16 protein-coding genes are annotated in these 18,698 nt (G+C 60.8%); 6 read left to right on the top strand and 10 right to left on the bottom strand.

The annotated features are described in order from the left end of the window. Nucleotides 1–116: 116 nt before the first annotated feature. Together J5274_RS12845 and J5274_RS12840 are read right to left on the bottom strand one after the other, a co-directional pair. The gene (locus tag J5274_RS12845) at nucleotides 117–728 is read right to left on the bottom strand and encodes a flavin reductase family protein (RefSeq protein ID WP_142822712.1); all 612 of its coding nucleotides are present in this window, start codon (nucleotides 726–728) and stop codon (nucleotides 117–119) included. After that, nucleotides 728–1,315, bottom strand: coding sequence for a nitroreductase (locus J5274_RS12840; RefSeq protein WP_142822711.1), 588 nt, complete (start codon nucleotides 1,313–1,315; stop codon nucleotides 728–730). The genes J5274_RS12845 and J5274_RS12840 overlap by 1 nt, the downstream gene beginning before the upstream one ends. A gap of 202 nt (nucleotides 1,316–1,517) precedes the next feature. Here J5274_RS12840 and J5274_RS12835 point away from each other — a divergent pair, with 202 nt between their 5' ends. Further along, entirely contained in the window at nucleotides 1,518–2,633 is a 1,116-nt protein-coding gene (locus tag J5274_RS12835) for a hypothetical protein (protein WP_374113721.1), read from the top strand. A gap of 26 nt (nucleotides 2,634–2,659) precedes the next feature. Here J5274_RS12835 and J5274_RS12830 read toward each other — a convergent pair whose 3' ends face one another. From J5274_RS12830 to J5274_RS12815, 4 genes are all read right to left on the bottom strand, one after another. Continuing rightward, the gene (locus tag J5274_RS12830) at nucleotides 2,660–3,499 is read right to left on the bottom strand and encodes a lysophospholipid acyltransferase family protein (RefSeq protein WP_142822710.1); all 840 of its coding nucleotides are present in this window, start codon (nucleotides 3,497–3,499) and stop codon (nucleotides 2,660–2,662) included. Nucleotides 3,500–3,605: 106 nt separating this feature from the next. Beyond that, nucleotides 3,606–5,594 carry a threonine--tRNA ligase gene (thrS, locus tag J5274_RS12825; RefSeq protein ID WP_142822709.1) on the bottom strand — a complete coding sequence of 663 codons (1,989 nt, stop codon included), beginning with the start codon at nucleotides 5,592–5,594 and terminating at the stop codon, nucleotides 3,606–3,608. A 165-nt stretch (nucleotides 5,595–5,759) separates the two neighbouring features. Next, nucleotides 5,760–6,116 (bottom strand): membrane protein insertion efficiency factor YidD, encoded by a 357-nt coding sequence (gene yidD, locus J5274_RS12820; protein WP_142822708.1) that lies wholly within the window; start codon nucleotides 6,114–6,116, stop codon nucleotides 5,760–5,762. Between the two features lie 2 nt (nucleotides 6,117–6,118). After that, nucleotides 6,119–6,565, bottom strand: coding sequence for an iron-sulfur cluster assembly scaffold protein (locus J5274_RS12815; RefSeq protein WP_142822707.1), 447 nt, complete (start codon nucleotides 6,563–6,565; stop codon nucleotides 6,119–6,121). Between the two features lie 272 nt (nucleotides 6,566–6,837). Here J5274_RS12815 and folE point away from each other — a divergent pair, with 272 nt between their 5' ends. The 3 genes from folE to J5274_RS12800 all read left to right on the top strand — a co-directional run bounded on the left by folE (nucleotide 6,838) and on the right by J5274_RS12800 (nucleotide 9,000). Continuing rightward, the gene (folE, locus tag J5274_RS12810) at nucleotides 6,838–7,452 is read left to right on the top strand and encodes a GTP cyclohydrolase I FolE (protein WP_142822706.1); all 615 of its coding nucleotides are present in this window, start codon (nucleotides 6,838–6,840) and stop codon (nucleotides 7,450–7,452) included. A gap of 19 nt (nucleotides 7,453–7,471) precedes the next feature. Next, nucleotides 7,472–7,918: a phosphoribosyl-AMP cyclohydrolase gene (hisI, locus tag J5274_RS12805; protein WP_142822705.1), complete on the top strand. Its 447-nt coding sequence runs from the start codon at nucleotides 7,472–7,474 to the stop codon at nucleotides 7,916–7,918. A 116-nt stretch (nucleotides 7,919–8,034) separates the two neighbouring features. Beyond that, on the top strand, nucleotides 8,035–9,000 hold the full coding sequence (locus tag J5274_RS12800; protein WP_142822704.1) for a patatin family protein: 966 nt from the start codon (nucleotides 8,035–8,037) through the stop codon (nucleotides 8,998–9,000). A gap of 73 nt (nucleotides 9,001–9,073) precedes the next feature. Here the strand turns inward: J5274_RS12800 and J5274_RS12795 are convergent, their stop codons facing one another. Together J5274_RS12795 and J5274_RS12790 are read right to left on the bottom strand one after the other, a co-directional pair. After that, nucleotides 9,074–9,508: a CBS domain-containing protein gene (locus J5274_RS12795; protein ID WP_142822703.1), complete on the bottom strand. Its 435-nt coding sequence runs from the start codon at nucleotides 9,506–9,508 to the stop codon at nucleotides 9,074–9,076. Nucleotides 9,509–9,615: 107 nt separating this feature from the next. Then, nucleotides 9,616–10,395 (bottom strand): rhomboid family intramembrane serine protease, encoded by a 780-nt coding sequence (locus tag J5274_RS12790; protein ID WP_142822702.1) that lies wholly within the window; start codon nucleotides 10,393–10,395, stop codon nucleotides 9,616–9,618. A gap of 266 nt (nucleotides 10,396–10,661) precedes the next feature. On the opposite strand from J5274_RS12790, the gene J5274_RS12785 reads away from it, so the two are divergent. After that, nucleotides 10,662–11,258, top strand: a complete 597-nt coding sequence (locus J5274_RS12785; protein ID WP_219274622.1) for a PAS domain-containing protein — start codon at nucleotides 10,662–10,664, stop codon at nucleotides 11,256–11,258. A gap of 173 nt (nucleotides 11,259–11,431) precedes the next feature. After that, nucleotides 11,432–12,043, top strand: a complete 612-nt coding sequence (locus tag J5274_RS12780; RefSeq protein ID WP_142822700.1) for a PilZ domain-containing protein — start codon at nucleotides 11,432–11,434, stop codon at nucleotides 12,041–12,043. Between the two features lie 55 nt (nucleotides 12,044–12,098). On the opposite strand, the gene J5274_RS12775 is transcribed toward J5274_RS12780, so the two are convergent. Both J5274_RS12775 and J5274_RS12770 read right to left on the bottom strand, forming a co-directional pair. Continuing rightward, complete coding sequence (locus tag J5274_RS12775; RefSeq protein WP_219274621.1) at nucleotides 12,099–16,754, bottom strand: hypothetical protein; 4,656 nt, start codon at nucleotides 16,752–16,754, stop codon at nucleotides 12,099–12,101. Between the two features lie 223 nt (nucleotides 16,755–16,977). Then, nucleotides 16,978–18,564, bottom strand: coding sequence for a hypothetical protein (locus J5274_RS12770; RefSeq protein WP_219274620.1), 1,587 nt, complete (start codon nucleotides 18,562–18,564; stop codon nucleotides 16,978–16,980). Between the last annotated feature and the right edge of the window lie 134 nt (nucleotides 18,565–18,698).

Below are 18,698 nucleotides of genomic sequence, written 5' to 3'. Positions count from 1 at the left end.
CGTCCGCTACTGTGATTCCGAGGCTAGCGGCAAAAAGTTTATGATTGGTTCACCATAGGCGTTAAGCGTCCGGTAAGATTGTCGAATTGGCCGACGACGGGTAAATCGACATCGAATTACGACTTTGGCGTGGGTGGACGCAGCAGTTCGAACACGGTGCTGGCCTCGCTGTAGTCCATATAGCCCATGCGGCCCATGGGCTGTGCCAGTTCCATGTCGAGGCGCCCGTCGCGGATGATTGCCTCGTCGATGTGGATGCCGACGACTTCGCCGAACACCATGAAATTGTTGGCCGGCGTCCCGGACAAGGTCATGGGATTACGGATTTCCGTCACCCTGCATTCGAGCACGGCGAAGGCCTCCGCAACATAGGGCGCATCGATCAGCTGAGCGGGTGCCGCTGTCAAACCCGCGACAGCAAACTCGTCGACGCCATAGGGTACGCTCACCGAAGAGGCGTTCATCTGTTCGAGGAGGTTGCGGCTGACGAAATTTGCGGTGAAGACGCCGGTCTCCTCAGCGTTCCGGGCGCTGTCCTTGCGGCCCTGCGAGGAGAACATGATGATCTTCGGGGTGTCGCAGACAGCGTTGAAGAATGAGTAGGGCGACAGGTTGATCGAGCCATCCCTGCCCTTGCTGCCGATCCAGCCAATGGGCCTTGGCGTGACGATGGATTTGAACGGATCGTGGGACAGGCCGTGCCGGTTGGTGTCCGTGCTGTAGAACATCAGCCGTCGCCTCCGCCGACCCAGGTCACGGTGTCGCTGAGTTCAGGGCGCGGCCGCTCGGTGATCGGGAAGGTGGTCGATCCGACATGGATGAAACCCGCAACCTTCTCGCCGGGCCTGATGCCGAGCAACGGATAGGCGCGCTCGTCATAGGCAAACCACTCGCTCAGCCAGTTCGCGACATAGCCATGGGCGTTGGCCGCCATCGACAGATTGAGGCAGAGCGCGCCAGCCGACAGGACCTGCTCCCATTCGGGCACCTTGACATGAGGTCCGGCGGTGCTGACGACGGCGATGACGACAGGCGCGCGGGTGAACCGGGCGAGTTCGACCTTCCTCATTTCGTCGGAAAGGTCAGGCTTTGCCTCCAGCGCCAATTGCAGCAGCGCCTCGCCGATCTTGGCTCGCTCGTTGCCCTGGTAGACGATAAAGCGCCAGGGTGCGAGCTTGCCGTGATCCGGCACGCGCGAGGCCAGTCGCAACATGTCCTCGAGTTCGCCCCTGCCCGGCCCGGGTTCGCACATCTGGAAGGCAGGCGTCGACCGGCGGACAGCGAGGTAATCGATCAGCGTGATGTCGTTTTTCATCAGAAATTCCATCGTGGCGACAAGGTCGCAAGTGTCATGAATGGCGATGCCGGTTTGTCGCTGTCGGTTGCGCCGATGTCAATTGCCGCTGCAGGGACAAAACCATGCGAAACCCGGGGGCTATGATGGCCAAGGTCTTGAATTTGCCACCGCGTTGGTCTTCTGTTGCAGATTGATACGCGTCATCGATCGGTGGGAATTCATGTCGGCTTTTGTTCATACCGGTCGTATAGGCCTGACGGCGATGCTTTTGCTCGCTACCGGCCTCTCCGTCCGGGCAGACGATGCCTTCAAGGAATTCAAGCAGCTCGACAGTACGGCGAAAATGCCGAAGCTAAACGCTTTCATCTCCCCGGGGACGGACAAGAAGGCCGCCGCCATCCGCGATGTCGCACTCGACGCCAAGCTGACGGCGGATGGACCGCCTTTGCAACAGGGTCTGTCCTGGTACGTGTTCAGTCCCGTCGCTGGCGGTGACGGAAAACTGCCGCTGGTGGCAAGCTCCAAAGGCGGTTCGGCGGCCTTTCAGCTCGGCCCGGGGGATTATTTCGTCAACGTTTCATTCGGTCGTGCCGGCGTTACCAAGAAGCTCACAGTGCCGGAAAGCGGCGAGACGCAGAAGCAGGTCATGGTGCTCGATGCCGGCGGTATCCTGCTCAACGCGGTGTCCGGCTCCGATGTCAGGATTCCACCGGCCGAGCTCAGCTTTTCCGTCTATTCCAACGAGGTGAAGGAGGACGGGACACGCGGTCTCGTCATGTCCGACGTCAAGCCGAACACGCTGGTGGGACTCAGCGCCGGGACCTACCACATTGTCTCGGAATACGGGCAGGTCAATGCCATCATCCGCGCCGATATCCAGGTCGAGGCCGGCAAGGTGACCGAGGCAACGATCCAGCATCGCGCCGCAAAACTCACCTTCAAGCTGGTTTCGGATGCCGGCGGCGAGGCTATTGCCGATACAGCCTGGTCCGTGCTGACGGCTGCCGGCGACATTGTCGGCGAGAGCGTCAGTGCCTTCCCGACGATGATCCTGGCCGAGGGGCGTTACACCGCGGTCGCGCGCAACAAGGACAAGATCTATCAGCGGGATTTCAGTGTCGCGGCCGGCAAAAACACCGATGTCGAGGTGCTGATGAAAGAGCAGCAGCCGCAGGATCTGCAGGATCCCGAAAACGGACCTGACGACCAGCTGCAACAGGCGCCTTCCCCGCAGGCGCCGGCCGCACAAGCGCCAACCGCGCCGCCCGAGGCGGGAGGCCCCTCGGCCGTCCAGCCGCCGCTACCCGCAGGCGACGACGGCACCAGCATGGATTAGCCGGGTTCACCTCAGTTCGGCCAAACTCAGCTGGCGCGGCTGAGAACCGGGCGCTTCGGCGGCGCCATCGAGAACACGGCGCTATAAAGTCGCGACAGCAGATCCTTGCGATCGGCACCCTCGCTGAGCTTTTCAAAGGTGATGAGTTCGCCGATATGTGAGGTGATCGTGCTGCCGGAGAGGCGTCGGAATTCCCGAATCAGCATAGAGATGCGTAGCGTCAGGGATAGCTTGCTCGCAAGGTGGAACAGACGGCCGTTCTGGCCTTCGAAATAGATCGGAATGACGGATGCCCGCGCTGCCTGCACCAGCTTGGCCGGGAAAATCTTCCAGGGCAGATCCTCAGCCAGCCCAAAGCCCCGTTTCGCCGTGGCCACGCCACCAGCGGGAAAGACGATGATGGTCACGCCTTCCTTCAAGAGACGAACGGCTTCGTGACGGGTCTGCATATTCATCGCCATCGCCTCGCGGGTTTCCTCGAACGAGATCGGCAGCGAATAGGCGCTCATCTCCGGAACCTTGAGCAGTTCATCGTTGATCAGCACCCGGAAGGGGCGACCGAGCTGTTCGGCGAGCGCCAGCACCGCGATTCCGTCGCCGATGCCGAAGGGATGATTGGCGACGATGACGAGCGGCGTATCGGGCAGGTTCGCCGGCGGCCAGGCGCCGCGCACGTCCATGCGGATGTCGATAAGATCCAGCATCTTGCCGAACACCCGGTCGCCGGAGGCAACGATGTCGCTGCGCCAGATGTCGTAAAGCCGCGCGTAACGATCCCGGCCCGACAGTCCCTCGATGGAGCGAATGAACCAGCGCTTCAGCCGGGGGTCACGGTCATTGGCGTAGGAAAGCACTTTGAGCTTCACGATTATCCCGGGAAAGACCCGCCCCTGATCACACTGGCGTCGGTATATTACACTTCGATGTCAGTTCTCTGACAGAGCCAGCACGGCTCTGTCAGAGGGTGATCGCTCAGGCTGCCCGGGCCGCCTTCTCCGCTGCCTTGCGGCGAACGTCAGGAGGCGTGGCTTCCAGCGTCAGGCTTTCGATAGCCGCATCGAGCGACATCGAAGTCTGTGCCTGCGAACCGAGGCGGCGGATATTGACCGAGCGCTCTTCGGCTTCCTTCTTGCCGCAAACGATGATCACGGGCACCTTGGTGACGCTGTGCTCGCGGATCTTGTAGTTGATCTTCTCGTTGCGGAAGTCGGTCTCGACCTGCAGGCCTGCTTCGCGCAGCATCTCGGCTACTTCCATGCCGTAGTCGTCAGCCTCGGATGTGATGGTTGCGACGACGATCTGCTGCGGTGAAATCCACAGCGGCATGTGACCGGCGAAGTTCTCGATCAGGATACCGAGGAAGCGCTCCATCGAGCCGCAGATGGCGCGATGGATCATAACCGGCTGGGTTTTTTCCGAGTTCTGGTCGATGTAGAAGGCGCCAAAGCGTTCCGGCAGGTTGAAGTCGACCTGCGTCGTCCCGCACTGCCATTCGCGGCCGATGGCGTCACGCAGCGTGTATTCGAACTTCGGACCGTAGAAGGCGCCCTCGCCCGGCAGGATGCCAGTCTTGATACGCCCGCCCGATTGCGCCTCGATGGTCTGGAGCACTTCCATCATGACGGCTTCGGCGCGATCCCACAGGGCATCCGACCCGACCCGCTTTTCCGGCCGTGTCGACAACTTGACGACGATTTCCTGGAAGCCGAAATCCTCGTAGACCGACAGGATGAGATCGTTGATCTTCAGGCATTCGGCGGCCATCTGTTCGTCGGTGCAGAAGATGTGGGCGTCGTCCTGCGTAAAGCCGCGTACGCGCATCAGCCCGTGCAACGCGCCGGAGGGTTCGTAGCGATGAACATTGCCGAATTCTGCAAGGCGTACAGGCAGTTCGCGGTACGACTTCAAGCCATGCTTGAAGATCTGAATATGACCGGGGCAGTTCATGGGCTTCAGCGCGAAGACGCGTTCGTCGTCGGTCTCGTCGCCGGCAACCGTCACCTTGAACATGTTGTCGCGGTACCAGCCCCAGTGTCCCGAGGTTTCCCAGAGCGACTTGTCGAGCACCTGCGGCGCATTGACTTCCTGGTAGTCGCGCGCAAGACGCCGGCGCATGTAGGATACCAGCGACTGGAACAGCCGCCATCCCTTGCCATGCCAGAAGACCACGCCAGGTCCCTCTTCCTGGAAATGGAAAAGGTCCATCTCGCGGCCGAGGCGACGATGATCGCGCTTCTCGGCTTCAGCCAGAATGTTCAGGTAGTTGTCGAGTTCCGACTGTTCGGCGAACGCCGTGCCGTAGATGCGGGTCAGCATCGGGTTGTTGCTGTCGCCACGCCAGTAGGCACCGGCCACCTTCATCAGCTTGAAGGCAGTGCCGATCTGGCCAGTCGAGGCCATGTGCGGGCCGCGGCAGAGGTCGAACCAGTCGCCCTGGTAGTAAATCTTCAGATCCTGGCCGGCAGGGATCGCATCGACCAGCTGGACCTTGTAGGTCTCGCCCTTGTCGGCAAATACCTGCTTGGCCTTTTCGCGCGACCAGATCTCTCTGGTGAACGGCTTGTTGCGCTGGATGATTTCCTTCATCTTCTTTTCGATGACGGGCAGGTCGTCCGGCGTAAACGGCTCGTTCTTGGCAAAGTCGTAATAGAAACCGTTCTCGATCACGGGACCGATGGTCACTTGCGTACCGGGCCATAGTTCTTGCACGGCTTCTGCCATGACATGGGCTGCGTCGTGGCGGATGAGTTCCAGCGCGCGTGCGTCGGTACGGGTGACGATCTCGATCGCCCCTGATGTCACCGGTTCGGAGAGGTCCCGTACGGTGCCGTCTATGGTAATCGCCACGGCCTTCTTGGCCAGCGACTTTGATATCGATTCGGCGACATCCCGGCCTGTTGCGCCGGCTGCAAAGCCGCGCACCGAACCATCGGGAAATGTCAGGGAAATAGCGTCCGTCATCATAAGCTTCCTTATCCAGTCCCGCCAACCAATGCGGGTGGTGCGTCATAAACGAGACGGGGCAATCGGCCGCCGATCTCGCAGCGCCTGATAGATGTTTTCAGGCTTTGAGTAAAGATCAGGCACGCCCTTCATGTTCTACCCGGCCGTGTGTGATGTTGTTCATCAGGCGCCCGGCGAGCGGCGTAGGGCCAGATATCGCCACGGCGTCCACCACCGGTATCTGCGCTCGAGAACCTCCGGAACGGGGTCGAAGCCGCTGCTGCCGCCAGGACCGCAACTGCCGACGCGAAACAACGTCATCCAGCCGCCGGGCCAGAGGCCATGTCGTGCGATTGCCTCATAGCCGTATTCCGAACAGGTCGGCAGGTGGCGACAGGAATTGCCGATGAAGCCGGAAAGTGTCAGCTGGTAGAGGCGGATCAGGCCAATACCGAGCAGTCGGTCCGGGGTCTTGCGGAAGGGACCGGCATAGTTTCTGGATTGGCGGGGTTTGTCGCCATGGCCGTGCGCGTCGCACATGGTCAGGCCTCCACGGCTACGCCGCGTTTGGCCTCGATCTGCTCGATGGCATCGATGACGGCGTCGAATGTCAGCATCGTCGATGCGTGCCGCGCCTTATAGTCCTTGACCGGGCGGAGGTATCGCATCTCCTCGAATCGGCCGACAGGCCCCTCGCCGTCTGCCTTCAGCATCGCCAGCATGTCGCTTTGAGCCTGGCGCAGTTCTGACACGGTCGCCCCGACAACATGGCGTGCCATGAGCGACGATGAAGCCTGGCCGAGCGCGCATGCCTTGACGTCGTGGGTGAAGTCGCTGACCATATTTCCCTCGAGTTTCAGCCATATTGTGACGCGGGAGCCACATAGACGCGAGTGCGCCTTGGCGCTGGCGTCCGCATCCTCGATCACACCGATACGCGTAATGTTGCCGGCAAACTCAAGGATTTTGGTGTTGTAGATGTCGTCCATTGCGCTCCGGGCTCCGATATGGCGGTCACTGTATTCTAAACGAAAAACACACCGTGTCCGATCGAACACTTTCACATCAAGGGTGCCGTACTATATGTATCTCGTTCGTAGGACATGATTTTACAACGCTCTTCTGCGAGTTTCACCCGAAACAGTGTACGACGGCCGCGAGAATCTGGACGTATGGACTGATTTTGCCGAAAGCCGTGTCCGGCTGGCAATGTCGCTGACGAGACTGAAACGATCCCTATCGCGGATCAGGAGAGCCTGAAATGGACGCTGTGTTGAAGAATTTGGCGCTGACCGACACCCACCCGGATCGTCCTACTCAAAAGGAAGCCGAGGATGCCGTGCGTGTCCTTCTCCGCTGGGCCGGTGACGACCCGACCCGGGAGGGATTGATCGACACGCCCGCACGCGTCGCCAAGTCATACCGCGAACTGTTCGCCGGTTACGACCTGGATCCGGAAGATGTGCTTGGCCGGACCTTCGAGGAAGTGGCTGGCTACGACGACATGGTTCTGGTGCGCGACATTCCGTTCTTTTCCCATTGCGAGCACCACATGGTGCCGATCATTGGAAAAGCTCATGTGGCCTACCTGCCGAACGGCCGCGTTCTTGGCCTTTCCAAGATCGCCCGTGTGGTCGATATCTTCGGGCGCCGCCTGCAGACCCAGGAAACTATGACGGCACAGATCGCCACCGCAATCGACGAGACGCTGCGTCCTCGTGGCGTTGCAATCATGATCGAGGCCGAGCATATGTGCATGGCCATGCGCGGCGTGCAGAAGCAGGGATCGACAACGCTGACGACACGGTTCACCGGCTCTTACAAGGTCGATCCGGCCGAGCAGGCGCGTTTCATGACGCTGGTGCGCGGACGCTAATTTCAGGTGACGGTTTGCGATGATAGGATTCAGGGAGCCTTCCCGCGACAAGGCGGAACTTGAGGATGACGGCGAGTTCACGCCGCGTTTCGACGATGGCGGTCTGATCACCGCTGTCGTCACCGACGCCAGTGATGGTGTCCTGCTCATGGTAGCGCACATGAACGCCGAGGCTCTGTCCCTCACGCTCAGCACCGGCATTGCGCATTATTTCAGCCGGTCGCGCGCCAAGATCTGGAAGAAGGGCGAAACCTCCGGCAATCTCCAGACGGTGGTGGAAATCCGCACCGATTGCGACCAGGATGCCATCCTGCTGAAGGTCGAGGTGGGTGGCCACGCTGCAACCTGCCATACCGGTCGCCGCTCGTGTTTCTACCGGGTTGTCGAATTGCAGGACGGTAAGCCGGTGGTGCGAATCGTCGACACCCACCGCCACTTCGACCCACGCGATGTGTATGGCCATTAAGACAAATTGATCCGGCAGGGCATTACACTGTTAAGTCCTGTCGACGTATGATGTTCAGGCAAACAAAAAGGGACGCGACATAACAAGAGGCGCAATACGCCTCGAAGGAAGACAAGATGCTGAACTGGCGTTTCAATCGTCAGGGCGCCGGACAGAGTCCGGCGGTTACCTCCCCGGCCAAAGGCAACGATCTCTCCGCAACGGCCCTCATTCCGGTCCTTCCAAGCAAAGCGAAAATCGCGTTGGCGCTGGGCGGCGGCGCAGCGCGAGGCTGGGCGCATATCGGCGTGCTGAGGGCGCTCGACGAGGCCGGCATCGAGATCGGCATGATTGCCGGCACATCGATCGGCGCACTCGTCGGCGGTTGCTATCTTGCCGGCAAGCTCGATGAACTCGAATCCTTCGCCCGCTCGCTCACCATGCGCCGCATTGCCAGCCTGCTCGACCTGACCATCGGCGGAAGCGGGCTGTTCGGCGGGATGCGGCTGACCAAGCGGATGCAGGAGCATCTGCAGGGGCTGAACATCGAGGACCTGCCCCGGCCTTTCGTCGCCGTGGCGGCCGAACTCAACACCGGCCATGAGGTGTGGATTACCAACGGATCATTGATCACAGCGTTGCGGGCGTCCTACGCGCTGCCCGGAATTTTCGAGCCCGTGCGCAGCAACAACCGAACGCTCGTCGACGGCGCACTCGTCAATCCGGTGCCGGTCTCGGTCTGCCGGTCCTACGAGCAGCCGCTGGTCGTCGCGGTCAACCTCAATTACGATCTCTACGGCCGCTCCGCCGTGGTCAAGCACAACGCTCTGCTGCCGGCGACCGACATCCATCGCCAGCCCGAAGCGCCGTACACCAGGCTCGGCATGACCGGCGTCATGGTGCAGGCCTTCAACATCATACAGGACAGGATTTCGCGCGCGCGCCTTGCCGGCGATCCACCGGATCTGGCGCTCCATCCGCGACTGAGCGATATCGGCCTTTCCGAGTTCTATCGCGCCGGTGCGGCTATCGATCGCGGCTATGAGGAGGCTTCGGCCCGACTTCCGGAGATTCGCCGCATGCAGGAAGCTTACGCCCGCTGAAGTGGGTGGGGTGGCGCTCGTTCGGCAATCATGGCTGGGGAGGTGCTGTGATCAGCCCACTCCCCAGGATATTTCATCCAGCAATATAGGCCTTGATCTGTTCGGCCTCGAGTTCAATCTCGCGGATATGGGCCTTGACGACGTCGCCGATCGAAATGATGCCGCTGAGCTTGCCGTCGTCTTCCACCGGTACATGGCGGAACCGTCTCTGGGTCATCATCTCCATGACCTCGTCGACCGTCGAATCTTCGCTACAGCGGACGATGTTGTAACTCATCACTTCTACGACGGGCTGGTCGAGGCTGGAGCGGCCATATTTGGCAACAGCTTTTACAACGTCCCGCTCCGTGAATATGCCGGAGATAGTGCCTCCGAGCGATCCGATCACCAGCGCACCGATGCGGTGTTCCGCAAGGATCGCAGCGGCCTCAAGCAGCGTAGTGTCCGGACCGACGGTCACCACGGCGCGACCCTTGGCGTCCAAAATGGATTTTACGGAAATTGGCATTCGATCCTCCCCTTTCGAAATCGCAATAGGATTCCGGTCGCCCGTGGTCTCCTCCCTCCGCGCGGCCGGAATTCGATGTTGCACTCAGGTTGCCGGGAATGCAACCTTCAGCCATCGATGGCGGCGACGTCTTCAGGCGGCGTCGGCAATTCTATCGGGCGGTCGAACAGCGAAAAGAGCAGGAAACCGAAGATAAAGCCGCCGACATGAGCGTCCCATGCCACGTCCTGCGATCCATCGCCAATCAGCGGCATGCCGAAGGCGATGAGGATATTGGTGAAGAACCAGAACAGGATGAACATCAGGACTGTCCGGCTTCGCAATGCGCCAATGATCGACAGTCTTGGATTGAGGTGCGATTCCATCGGGCGAGGCCCGCGTTTCTCGGGCGGAAATGCAAAGCGGCAGGCAGCCCCCATCAGCGCCGAGACGACGCCCGATGCGCCTATCATCAACGTCATCTGGCCCCAATGGATGGCGGCATTGAGTGCTGCAGCTGCGATTGCCGAGAGTATCCAGAATGCGATGTAGCGCACCGGGCCGATGCGGCGAGCCACCGGCGCACCGAAGGCCATCAGCCACAAGCCGTTGAACAGGATGTGCTCGATGCTCGCATGCAGCAGCGAATAGCTCACCGGCGTCCAGAGCCACTCCAGACCCTGCTGCGACAAAGGCGTTATGTAGCGGCCCGGTACGAAGCCGAAAGTAAAGAAGAACCAGTCGAGCGTGTCCGTCGAGAAAAATACGCTTTGGATCAGGAAGATCGCCAGCAGCAGGCCTAGGCTGGCGACGAGCACGGGGGGCAGATTGAAGATCGGCGTGCGCGGCGGAGGCGCGTCTGGGCGGTTCTCCACGGTCGGCGGAAGCTTCGGCGCATCGTCTTGCATGTCATGCTCTTCGTCGTGAAAGGAAAACGCAAGGCATACAGGAGCGGTTGCCAAAAAAGAAGCCGCCCGATTGAGCCGGGCGGCTTGAAGTCGGCGCTGTCACCCCTTCGGATGATTATCATCCTCGATCTCACGGGAAGACGTCGCCGGTCAATTGAAAGGCTTCGTTAACCCTAAGCCGGTTGCCGTGGCACGGAATAAGCATGGGATGGACCAGAGGGCGGAAATATCCGCCATCCTGCACCGAATTGACACACGGACCGACCATGCGCCTGGATACGAGCTTTGAACTGTTTACCTATTGGAAGAGCACCCGAGGGATCGCCGACGCTCCGTTGCGGTCCGAGATCGATCCGGGTGCCATCCGCCACATGTTGCCGCAGGTCTTCATCCTGGAAGCCGCCGATGACGGCGGTCCCCGGTTTCGACTGGCGGGGACGATGATTTGCAGCCTTTTCGGCCGGGAACTTCGCGACATGCCTTTTTCTTCGCTGTGGAGCAGCCAGGGTGCCGAGGCCGTCACCTTTGCCAAGGGCGTCATGGACGGGGTTTCGCCGGCCGTGCTCAACGCAACGGGCAATGGCGGCTATGGCCGCTCGATGACATTCGAGGTCATCCTGCTGCCGATGCGCTCCTCGCCGGATCGCTGCGACCGGGTGCTGGGTTGCCTGGTGGCGACGAGCAAAAGCGCCTGGCTTGGAACGCAGCCCCTCGCCGGTCTTCGTCTCGATCGTGGCCGTACGATCGATGGCCGGACGGGCTTGCGCGAACCCGAAACGCCTGCGCCGCAATCTCCAGCATCGGCTTTGGCAAGCAAGGGGTTGGGGCTGTCCCACGCCGTTCGCCGGGCACTCAATCTCTGACCTTCGAACCGTCAGCGATGCTCCGATAGTCACGATACAACCTGTGCTCTTTTGGGGCGTGGCGAATGAGTGCATGACGTGCATCGAATGCAACTGGCGTACGGCGGCCAATCATCTATTAACAAATTTCTGCTACCAATCCTTGGAGCCTCACAGGATCAAGAAGTCGCTTTATGCACTCATTCCAGCCAGCAATGACAACGCGGAGTGCGCCGCGCATGGAACAACGGACCTTTCAAAGGGTGCCGATCAACATGCAAGGTCGCCTGATGCTGGCCAATTACGATGAATTCGAGTGCATGGTCGTCGATATGTCGCCGGGCGACCTTTACGTTACATGCGAAGGCAGGCCGCGCGCGAATGAGCGGGTTATTGCCTATATCGACCATCTAGGCCGGATTGAGGGTCTTGTCATCTCGGTCGACAATCGCGGCTTCAACATGTCGATCAACGCCACTGATCGCAAACGCGAGAAGCTCGCAGCACAGCTGACCTGGCTTGCCAACAAGCACGAACTCGGCCTGCCCGAGGATCGCCGCCATGACCGCCTGACGCCGAAGAGTGCGACGGTGGAACTGACCCTCGAGGATGGCTCCGTCTATAACTGCCGCCTCATGGATCTGTCGCTCTCCGGTGCTGCCGTCGATGTCGAAGCGCGCCCTGCCCTCGGCATGGCCGTCCGCCTCGGCAACATGCGCGGCAGGATCGTTCGCCATTTCCGCGAGGGCGTTGCAATCGAATTCCTGTCGCTGCAATCGCGCGACACGCTGCGCGAATTTCTCTGAGCCGGAAAGCCCACGACGCTTTTCGCGCCGTGGGTAGAGACATGGTCCAATCCTATCAGAACGACTGGTAGGCTGTGATGACCGCCGCCATCTGGGTTGGATCCAGTGCCTCGGCCTGTGATGCGGTGATTGCCTGCAACTGGGCGCTCGACAATCCGAAGATATCACCCGTGGAGAGGCCGGCAATCGCTGCCGTAGAGATCGAGGAGATGTCTGCCAGCGAGAAGGCTGACAGCCCGTCCGTGCTCAATGCCGCGATCTGCAGGGAATTGAGTGCGCCCACCTGGGCCGGCGTCAGGGCTTCGACCTGCGCCGTCGACATGGCGCCGATCTGCGCCGTGGTCAGGCCGACCAGAGACCTTGCATTCAGGGCCGCGACCTGATCGGTCGAGAGCGCTGCGACGCTGGCCGTTCCGAGCGCTGCGATCTGTACCGCGTTCAGCGCCGCCACCTGATCGGTACTGAGGCTTGCGGCCTGTGCCGAACTCAGGGCCCGGGTCTGGGCGAAGGTCAGTGCGGCGATCTGGCTTGTCTTCAGGGCCGCCATCTGGTCCGGCGTGAGCGACGGAATGTTGGCGCTCGCCAGCCCCGGCAGCGCAGCCGCTCCGATAGCTGCGATATCGTCCGTCGAGAGAACAGCCACATCTGCGCTGTTGAGGCCACCGACCTGCGCGGCGCTGAAGCCTGCAAACTGGGTCGGTGTCAGCGCCTCGACCTGGCTGGTCGACAAGGCGGCGACCTGGGCTGCCGTCAGGCCGGCGACGGCCTTGGCACTGAGGCCAGCCACCTGGTCGGGCGACAGGGCTGCAATGCTGTCGCTGGAGAGCGCCGCGATCTGGAGAGAGGTGAGCGCGCCGATCTGCGACGATGTGAGGCCCGGAAGCTGCGCTGAAGTCAGCGCCGCAACCTGGGCTGTCTGCAGTGCAGCCAGCTGACTGGCACTCAAGGCTGCGATCTGGTCGGCGCTGAGGGCGGCGATGTTACTGGATGACAGGCCGGAAAGCGCCGAGGCCGTGATCGCTGCGATATCGTCGGCGGTAAGGACCGCAACATCGCCCGCAGTCAGGGCGGCAACCTGGCTCGAGGCAAGGCTGGCAATCTGCGTTGCCGTCAACGCGTTGATCTGGTCGCTGGACAAGGCGCCGACCTGCGCCGTGGTGAGGCTGGCGACGGCCTTGGTGGTGAGCGCCGCAATCTGATCGCCCGACAGGGATGCGATGCCTGACGTGGACAGGCCGGGTATCGCTGACGAGCCGAGGGCGGCTACCTGCGTGGTCGTCAGCGCTGCAACCTGTGCCCCGGTCAGGGCGGCTATCTGTGACGATGTCAGCCCGGCCACCTGGACCGCGGTCAGGCCAGCAACCTGGTCAGGCGAAAGGCTGGCGATATTGTCGCTGGAGAGGCCCGACATGCCCGCCGCGCTGATCGCGGCCAGATCGGCTGCCGAGAAGGTCGCGAGGTCGGCGGTGCTGAGGGCTGCAATTTGCGAGGAATTCAGCGCCCCGATCTGCGATGCAGACAGACCGCTGACCTGGTCGGTCGTCAGGGCAGCGATCTGCGAGGAGGTCAGGCCCTTCATCGCCGTTGCCGTCAGCGAGGCGATCTGGTCTGCGGAAAAGGCTGCGATGTCAGCTGTCGAAATGCCGGAGATGGCTGATGAACTGAGCGCCCCGATCTGCTGGGTCGTAAGGCTGGCAATCTGTGCCGTGGTCAGAGCCGCGATCTGTGCGCTTTTCAGCGCCGCGATCTGCGTCGTCTTCAGCGCTGCGGCCTGATCCGGGCTGAGGGCGGCGATGGCCGTGGTCGAGAGGCCTGCAAGAGCACCCGTCCCGATCGCCGCGATATCGTCGGTCGAGAAGGCCTGGAGACCTGCCGTGCTCAGAGCGGCAATCTGGGAGGAGCCAAGGCCTGCCACCTGTGCCGAGGTCAGCGACTGGATCTGGTCGCTGGATAGCAGGGTGATCTGCGTCGACGTCAGGCCAGCGACCGCCTTGACGCTCAACGCCGCTATCTGGTCGTCGGAGAGGGCCGTGACGCTGCCGGAGGAGAGAGCCGTGACCTGCGCGGCGCTGAGGGCGGCAACCTGCGTGGTGCTCAGGGTGCCGATCTGCCCGGATGCAAGGCCGGCGATCTGGGCAGTTTTAAGGGCCGCGATCTGGCTTGTCTTCAACGCTGCTATCTGGTCGGCGCTGAGGGACGACAGGACATCGCTGGAGAGGCCGGACAGCGCTGCGGTGCTGACGGCTGCCACTTCATCGGCAGAGAAGGCCGCGAGATCCGCTGAACTCATGGCGGCGATCTGGGCGGAGCCGAGGCCTGCGACCTGCGCCAAGGTCAGAGATTCCACCTGATCGACCGACAGGGCAGCGATCTGTGCCGACGTGAGACCTGCCACGGCCTTGGCACTGAGGGCTCCGATCTGTTCGTTCGACAGCGCGGCGATGGTGGTGCTGGACAGTGCGCCGGTCTGCGCTGCCGTCAGCACGGCTACCTGCGAGGTGCCGAGTTCGGCAATCTGGGCGGCACTCAAGGCTGCGATCTGCGCCGTCTTCAGGGCGGCAACCTGGGTTGCCTTCAGCGCTGCCGTCTGTTCCGGCGAGAGGGCGGCAATGCCGGCGCTCGAAAGGCCTGAGAGCGCCGCGTTGCTGATGGCCGCGACCTCGTCCGTAGACAGAACACCGAGGTCTGCCGTGCTCAGCGCTGCCAGTTGCGCTGAACTGAGGCTGGCGACCTGGGCGGATGTGAAGCCCTCGATCTGCAGCGTCGACAGGGAGGAGATCTGCAGCGAGGTAAAGCCTGCGATAGCCTTGCCGTTCAACGCGGTGATCTGGTCGCCGGAAAGGGCCGCAAGGCCGCCGCTGGACAAGGCCTTGACCTGCGCCGAGACCAGCGCGCCGACCTGCGATGTCGTAAGCGCAGCAATCTGGTCGGACGAAAGGGCCGCGATCTGGCCGGACTTCAGGGCCGCGATCTGGGCCGACTTCAGCGCCGCCGCCTGATCCGGGGTGAGCGCCGCGATACCGTCAGTGGACAGCCCTGCCAGGGCGACCGCGCTGATGGCGGCGATTTCGTCGGGCGAGAACGTCGCGATATCGGCGGTGCTGAGTGCTGCAATCTGGCCGGAGTTGAGGCTTGCGATCTGGCTGGATGTCAGCGCTGCAGCCTGATCCGTGGAGAGGGCCGCGATCTGGGCGGTCGTCATGCCGGCGACGGCCTTGGCATTGAGCGCGCCGATCTGGTCGGCGGACAGGGCACTGACGCTGGTGCTCGCCAAAGCCTTGAGCTGCAGGGAAGTCAGCGCGGTCACCTGCGCCGTCGTCAGCGCCGGTGTCTGGGTTGCGTCGAGCGCTGCGATCTGAGTTGTCTTCAGGGCTGCGATCTGGGTGGGCTTCAGGGCAGAAAGCTGGTCGGAACTGAGAGCGGCGACATTGGCGGTGGAGAGGCCCGGCAATGCGGCAACGCTGATTGCGGCGATATCGGCCGTCGAGAAGGTGGCGAGATCAGCAGTATTGAGCGCGCCGATCTGGGCTGCCGTCATGACGCCGACCAGTGCCGGAGTGAGCGCCTGCGCCTGCCCTGTCGAGAGCGACGAGATCTGCTGCGTGGTGAGGCCCGAGACGGCCTTGGTGCTGATGGCCGCAACCTGGTCTGTGGACAAAGCGGCGATGCTGGCGCCGTTCAGCATCCTCACCTGCGATGCGCTCAGGGCGGCGATCTGCAAGGTCGACAGGCCCGGGATCTGGTCGGAGGTGAGCGCTGCAATCTGGCCCGTTCTCAGCGCCGCGATCTGGTTTGTCTTCAGCGCTGCTGCCTGGTCGGAGGTGAGTGCTGCGATGCTGGCGGTGGACAGGCCTGCCAGCGCCACGGTGCTGATCGCCGCCATGTCGCCGGAGGAGAAGGTGGCGAGGCCGGCGGCGCTGACGGCGGAGACCTGCAGCGAGGTGAGGCTGGCAATCTGCACCGACGTGAAGGCATCGATCTGCCCCGTCGACAGCGACGATATCTGGGCCGACGTCAGGCCGGCGATCGCCTTCGTTCCGAGAGCGCCGATCTGCGCGCTGGAGAGGACACCGACATCGCCGGTCGGCAAGGCCCTGACCTGCGTCGCGCTGAGGGCGGCAACCTGCGCGGTCGAGAGCGCGGGGATCTGGTCCGTCGTCAGCGCCGCAACCTGGCTGGTCCTCAGCACGACGATCTGGCTGGTTTTGAGGGCCGCAGTCTGGCCGGAGCTGAGCACGGAGATATTGGCGGACGACAGCCCGGTAATGGCACTGGCGCTGATTGCGGCGATGTCGGCCGTCGAGAAGCCGGCGATATCGTCCGTCGACAGTGCTGCGATCTGGCCGGCACTGAGGGATGCCACCTGGGCGGGCGTCAGCGCCTCGATCTGCTGCGCGTCGAGCGCGCCGATCTGTGCGGTCTTCAGCGCCGCGATCTGCGTCGCCGCGAGGCCGCCGATCTTGTCGGTGGTGAGTATGGCCAGCTGGTCGAGGCTGAGGCTGGTGATCGAGGTTGCCGAGATGGCGGAGAGCTGGGCTGTCGAGAAGGAAGCAAGGTCTTCCGTTTCCAGGGCCGCGACCTGCGCTGCCGAGAGCGCCTTGATCTGCGTCGTCGACAACGCCGAAATGTCGTTGGTCGTCCAGGCCGCGATAGTCGTGGTCGCAAGCGCCCTGATCTGCGTGGCGCTCAGCGAGGAAATCGGCGAAATCATGTGGAACCCCTTTGATATCTTGACAGCCGCGAAGCCCTGCCCGCGCCCCCGCGAACAATGCACGCCCGAAATCACAGGGGACCCCGAACGCCCTCACAGCTCGGCCGCTTACAGGACGCGCACAAAGACTCGCCACGTTCCCCGACCTGAGGCGGTTATGGGAGGATGAGCTTGCACGGGGCTGTCGGGGATGGGGTGTATGGTGTATTAAATACGGAGCTGCTTAGGCGCGAACTAAGGGGGGAGCAGCGAGGATAATATTTGCGACTTCCCCGTCAAAAGATTTCGCGCGTTGCTCAATGTCAGCCAGCAACTGGGCAGTTATGCCCTCATTCGCTTTCAGAATATAACTCGCTAGATGACTCGGTTCGCTCATAGAAATGTTGATGCGCTCATCTTCTTCGCAAATCGCGGTACTCAGTCGCGATACCAAACAGCAAAAACAGAACAGACCCACCTGAACCATAAGCGGATGAAATATTCGATATTGTGCGCTTAGGGTAGGTAATTTTTCAATCTGACCGTTTGCATTCATCGTGGGGCTGTTCAAAAGAAACATAAATTCGAAAACTTCCTCGGACGCGTCAATCATTTGAGTCTGGGATAAATTGACGCCCTCGACGAAATGAGAAGCCTTTTCGATAAAGTGCCGAAGAAAATGAAGATGCGCTGTCCAGCCGGTAATATCTTCGCTCGGTCTGATCGATGGAACCTCCATCGTCCCCCACATCTTCATACTATCTTCGAACCATATCTGTGAAGTTACTGATTTCCCGCGCAATGTCACGAACAGACTTAAAAAGCGTTCGAAGTCATGGATCGATAACGAAGCCCCGGAGGGTAGATCAATCTCGATTTTACTTGCGGTCATGCTCGCAGGATGAAAGATAAAATCTAAAAAAGAATTCTTTATTCGGTAACGAATTAGTTCATGTCTAATCCAAGGAAACGCGGTTGGTGCATAAAAATCGACGGGCATGATGATGTCATCAAAACTCTGCCCTGACAAAATAAGTGTCGCAGAGCACGAAGGCTTCACCTCCAGAGAAATCTCTCCTGGTCCATCCCTCACCCCCGGCAACGGCAGTGTTATTCCAAATCGCTTCGAATTAGGTGCGAAACGGTCAATCGGAACACTGGCTCTTAGTCCCAAAGCGAGATCGATAAGATCATCATCGGATACGCTTTCGTCGAAGGCTAGGCTGCACGACCCCAAACCACCTTCCGCGCCAGAGAAATAAGTCAACCTTCCTTTTTCGGAAGCATAGTGCCCTTTGATGTCGTTTATCGCTCTTAGCATCTGATCGCTTATATTATCGAAAGAAATCTGATGGGACTCGTCGAAATTCACCGGCATCATGGTCAAGTTCAATTTGGTGCGACCGTCTTTCTCCGCTGTGCGTAGCGCACGCACAGTCTGCTCAATCAGCTCAGACCAGAAATGTTTTAAGTACGCTTTGAAAGGCTCCCGTTTACCTTTTTCGTAGACAAAAAGTACGAAAAAACATGGGTCCGGCCTCAGCAAAAAGCGACGGGCGTTGGAGAGCCTTATGCGGGGCGACAGATTTCGATTTTCGGTACTCTTTACTTGCACAAAGGCAGACAGAGGCGGAGGTTGCATATCCAAGGGTAGCGAATTTAAGGATTTCGAAGGAAACTCAACGAGAAAGTCCCAGCCACGCTTATCGGCCTGAACCTTATTGCAGACCAGCCCCGGGGTGTGCACAATAAGTTGGTCGAAGAATCCCTCCCCCAGACTCCCAATATCTCTATTCAAATTGCGCTCCCAACCGATGCTTGCATGCGCCATTGGCACACTTAGAAGGCAATAGCTTCCGGAAATTTGCCAAAGAAAAACGCTTGTTTTAGTAGCTAAAATTCTCGGATAGAAGTTGCATGGAAACGCTATAGCAAAACATTTTTATGCAGATGCAATTCACGATC

This window comes from Rhizobium sp. L51/94, assembly GCF_019355555.1.
GTDB classification, from domain to species: domain Bacteria; phylum Pseudomonadota; class Alphaproteobacteria; order Rhizobiales; family Rhizobiaceae; genus Rhizobium; species Rhizobium rhododendri.
This window is presented reverse-complemented; position numbering and strand designations above follow the sequence as displayed.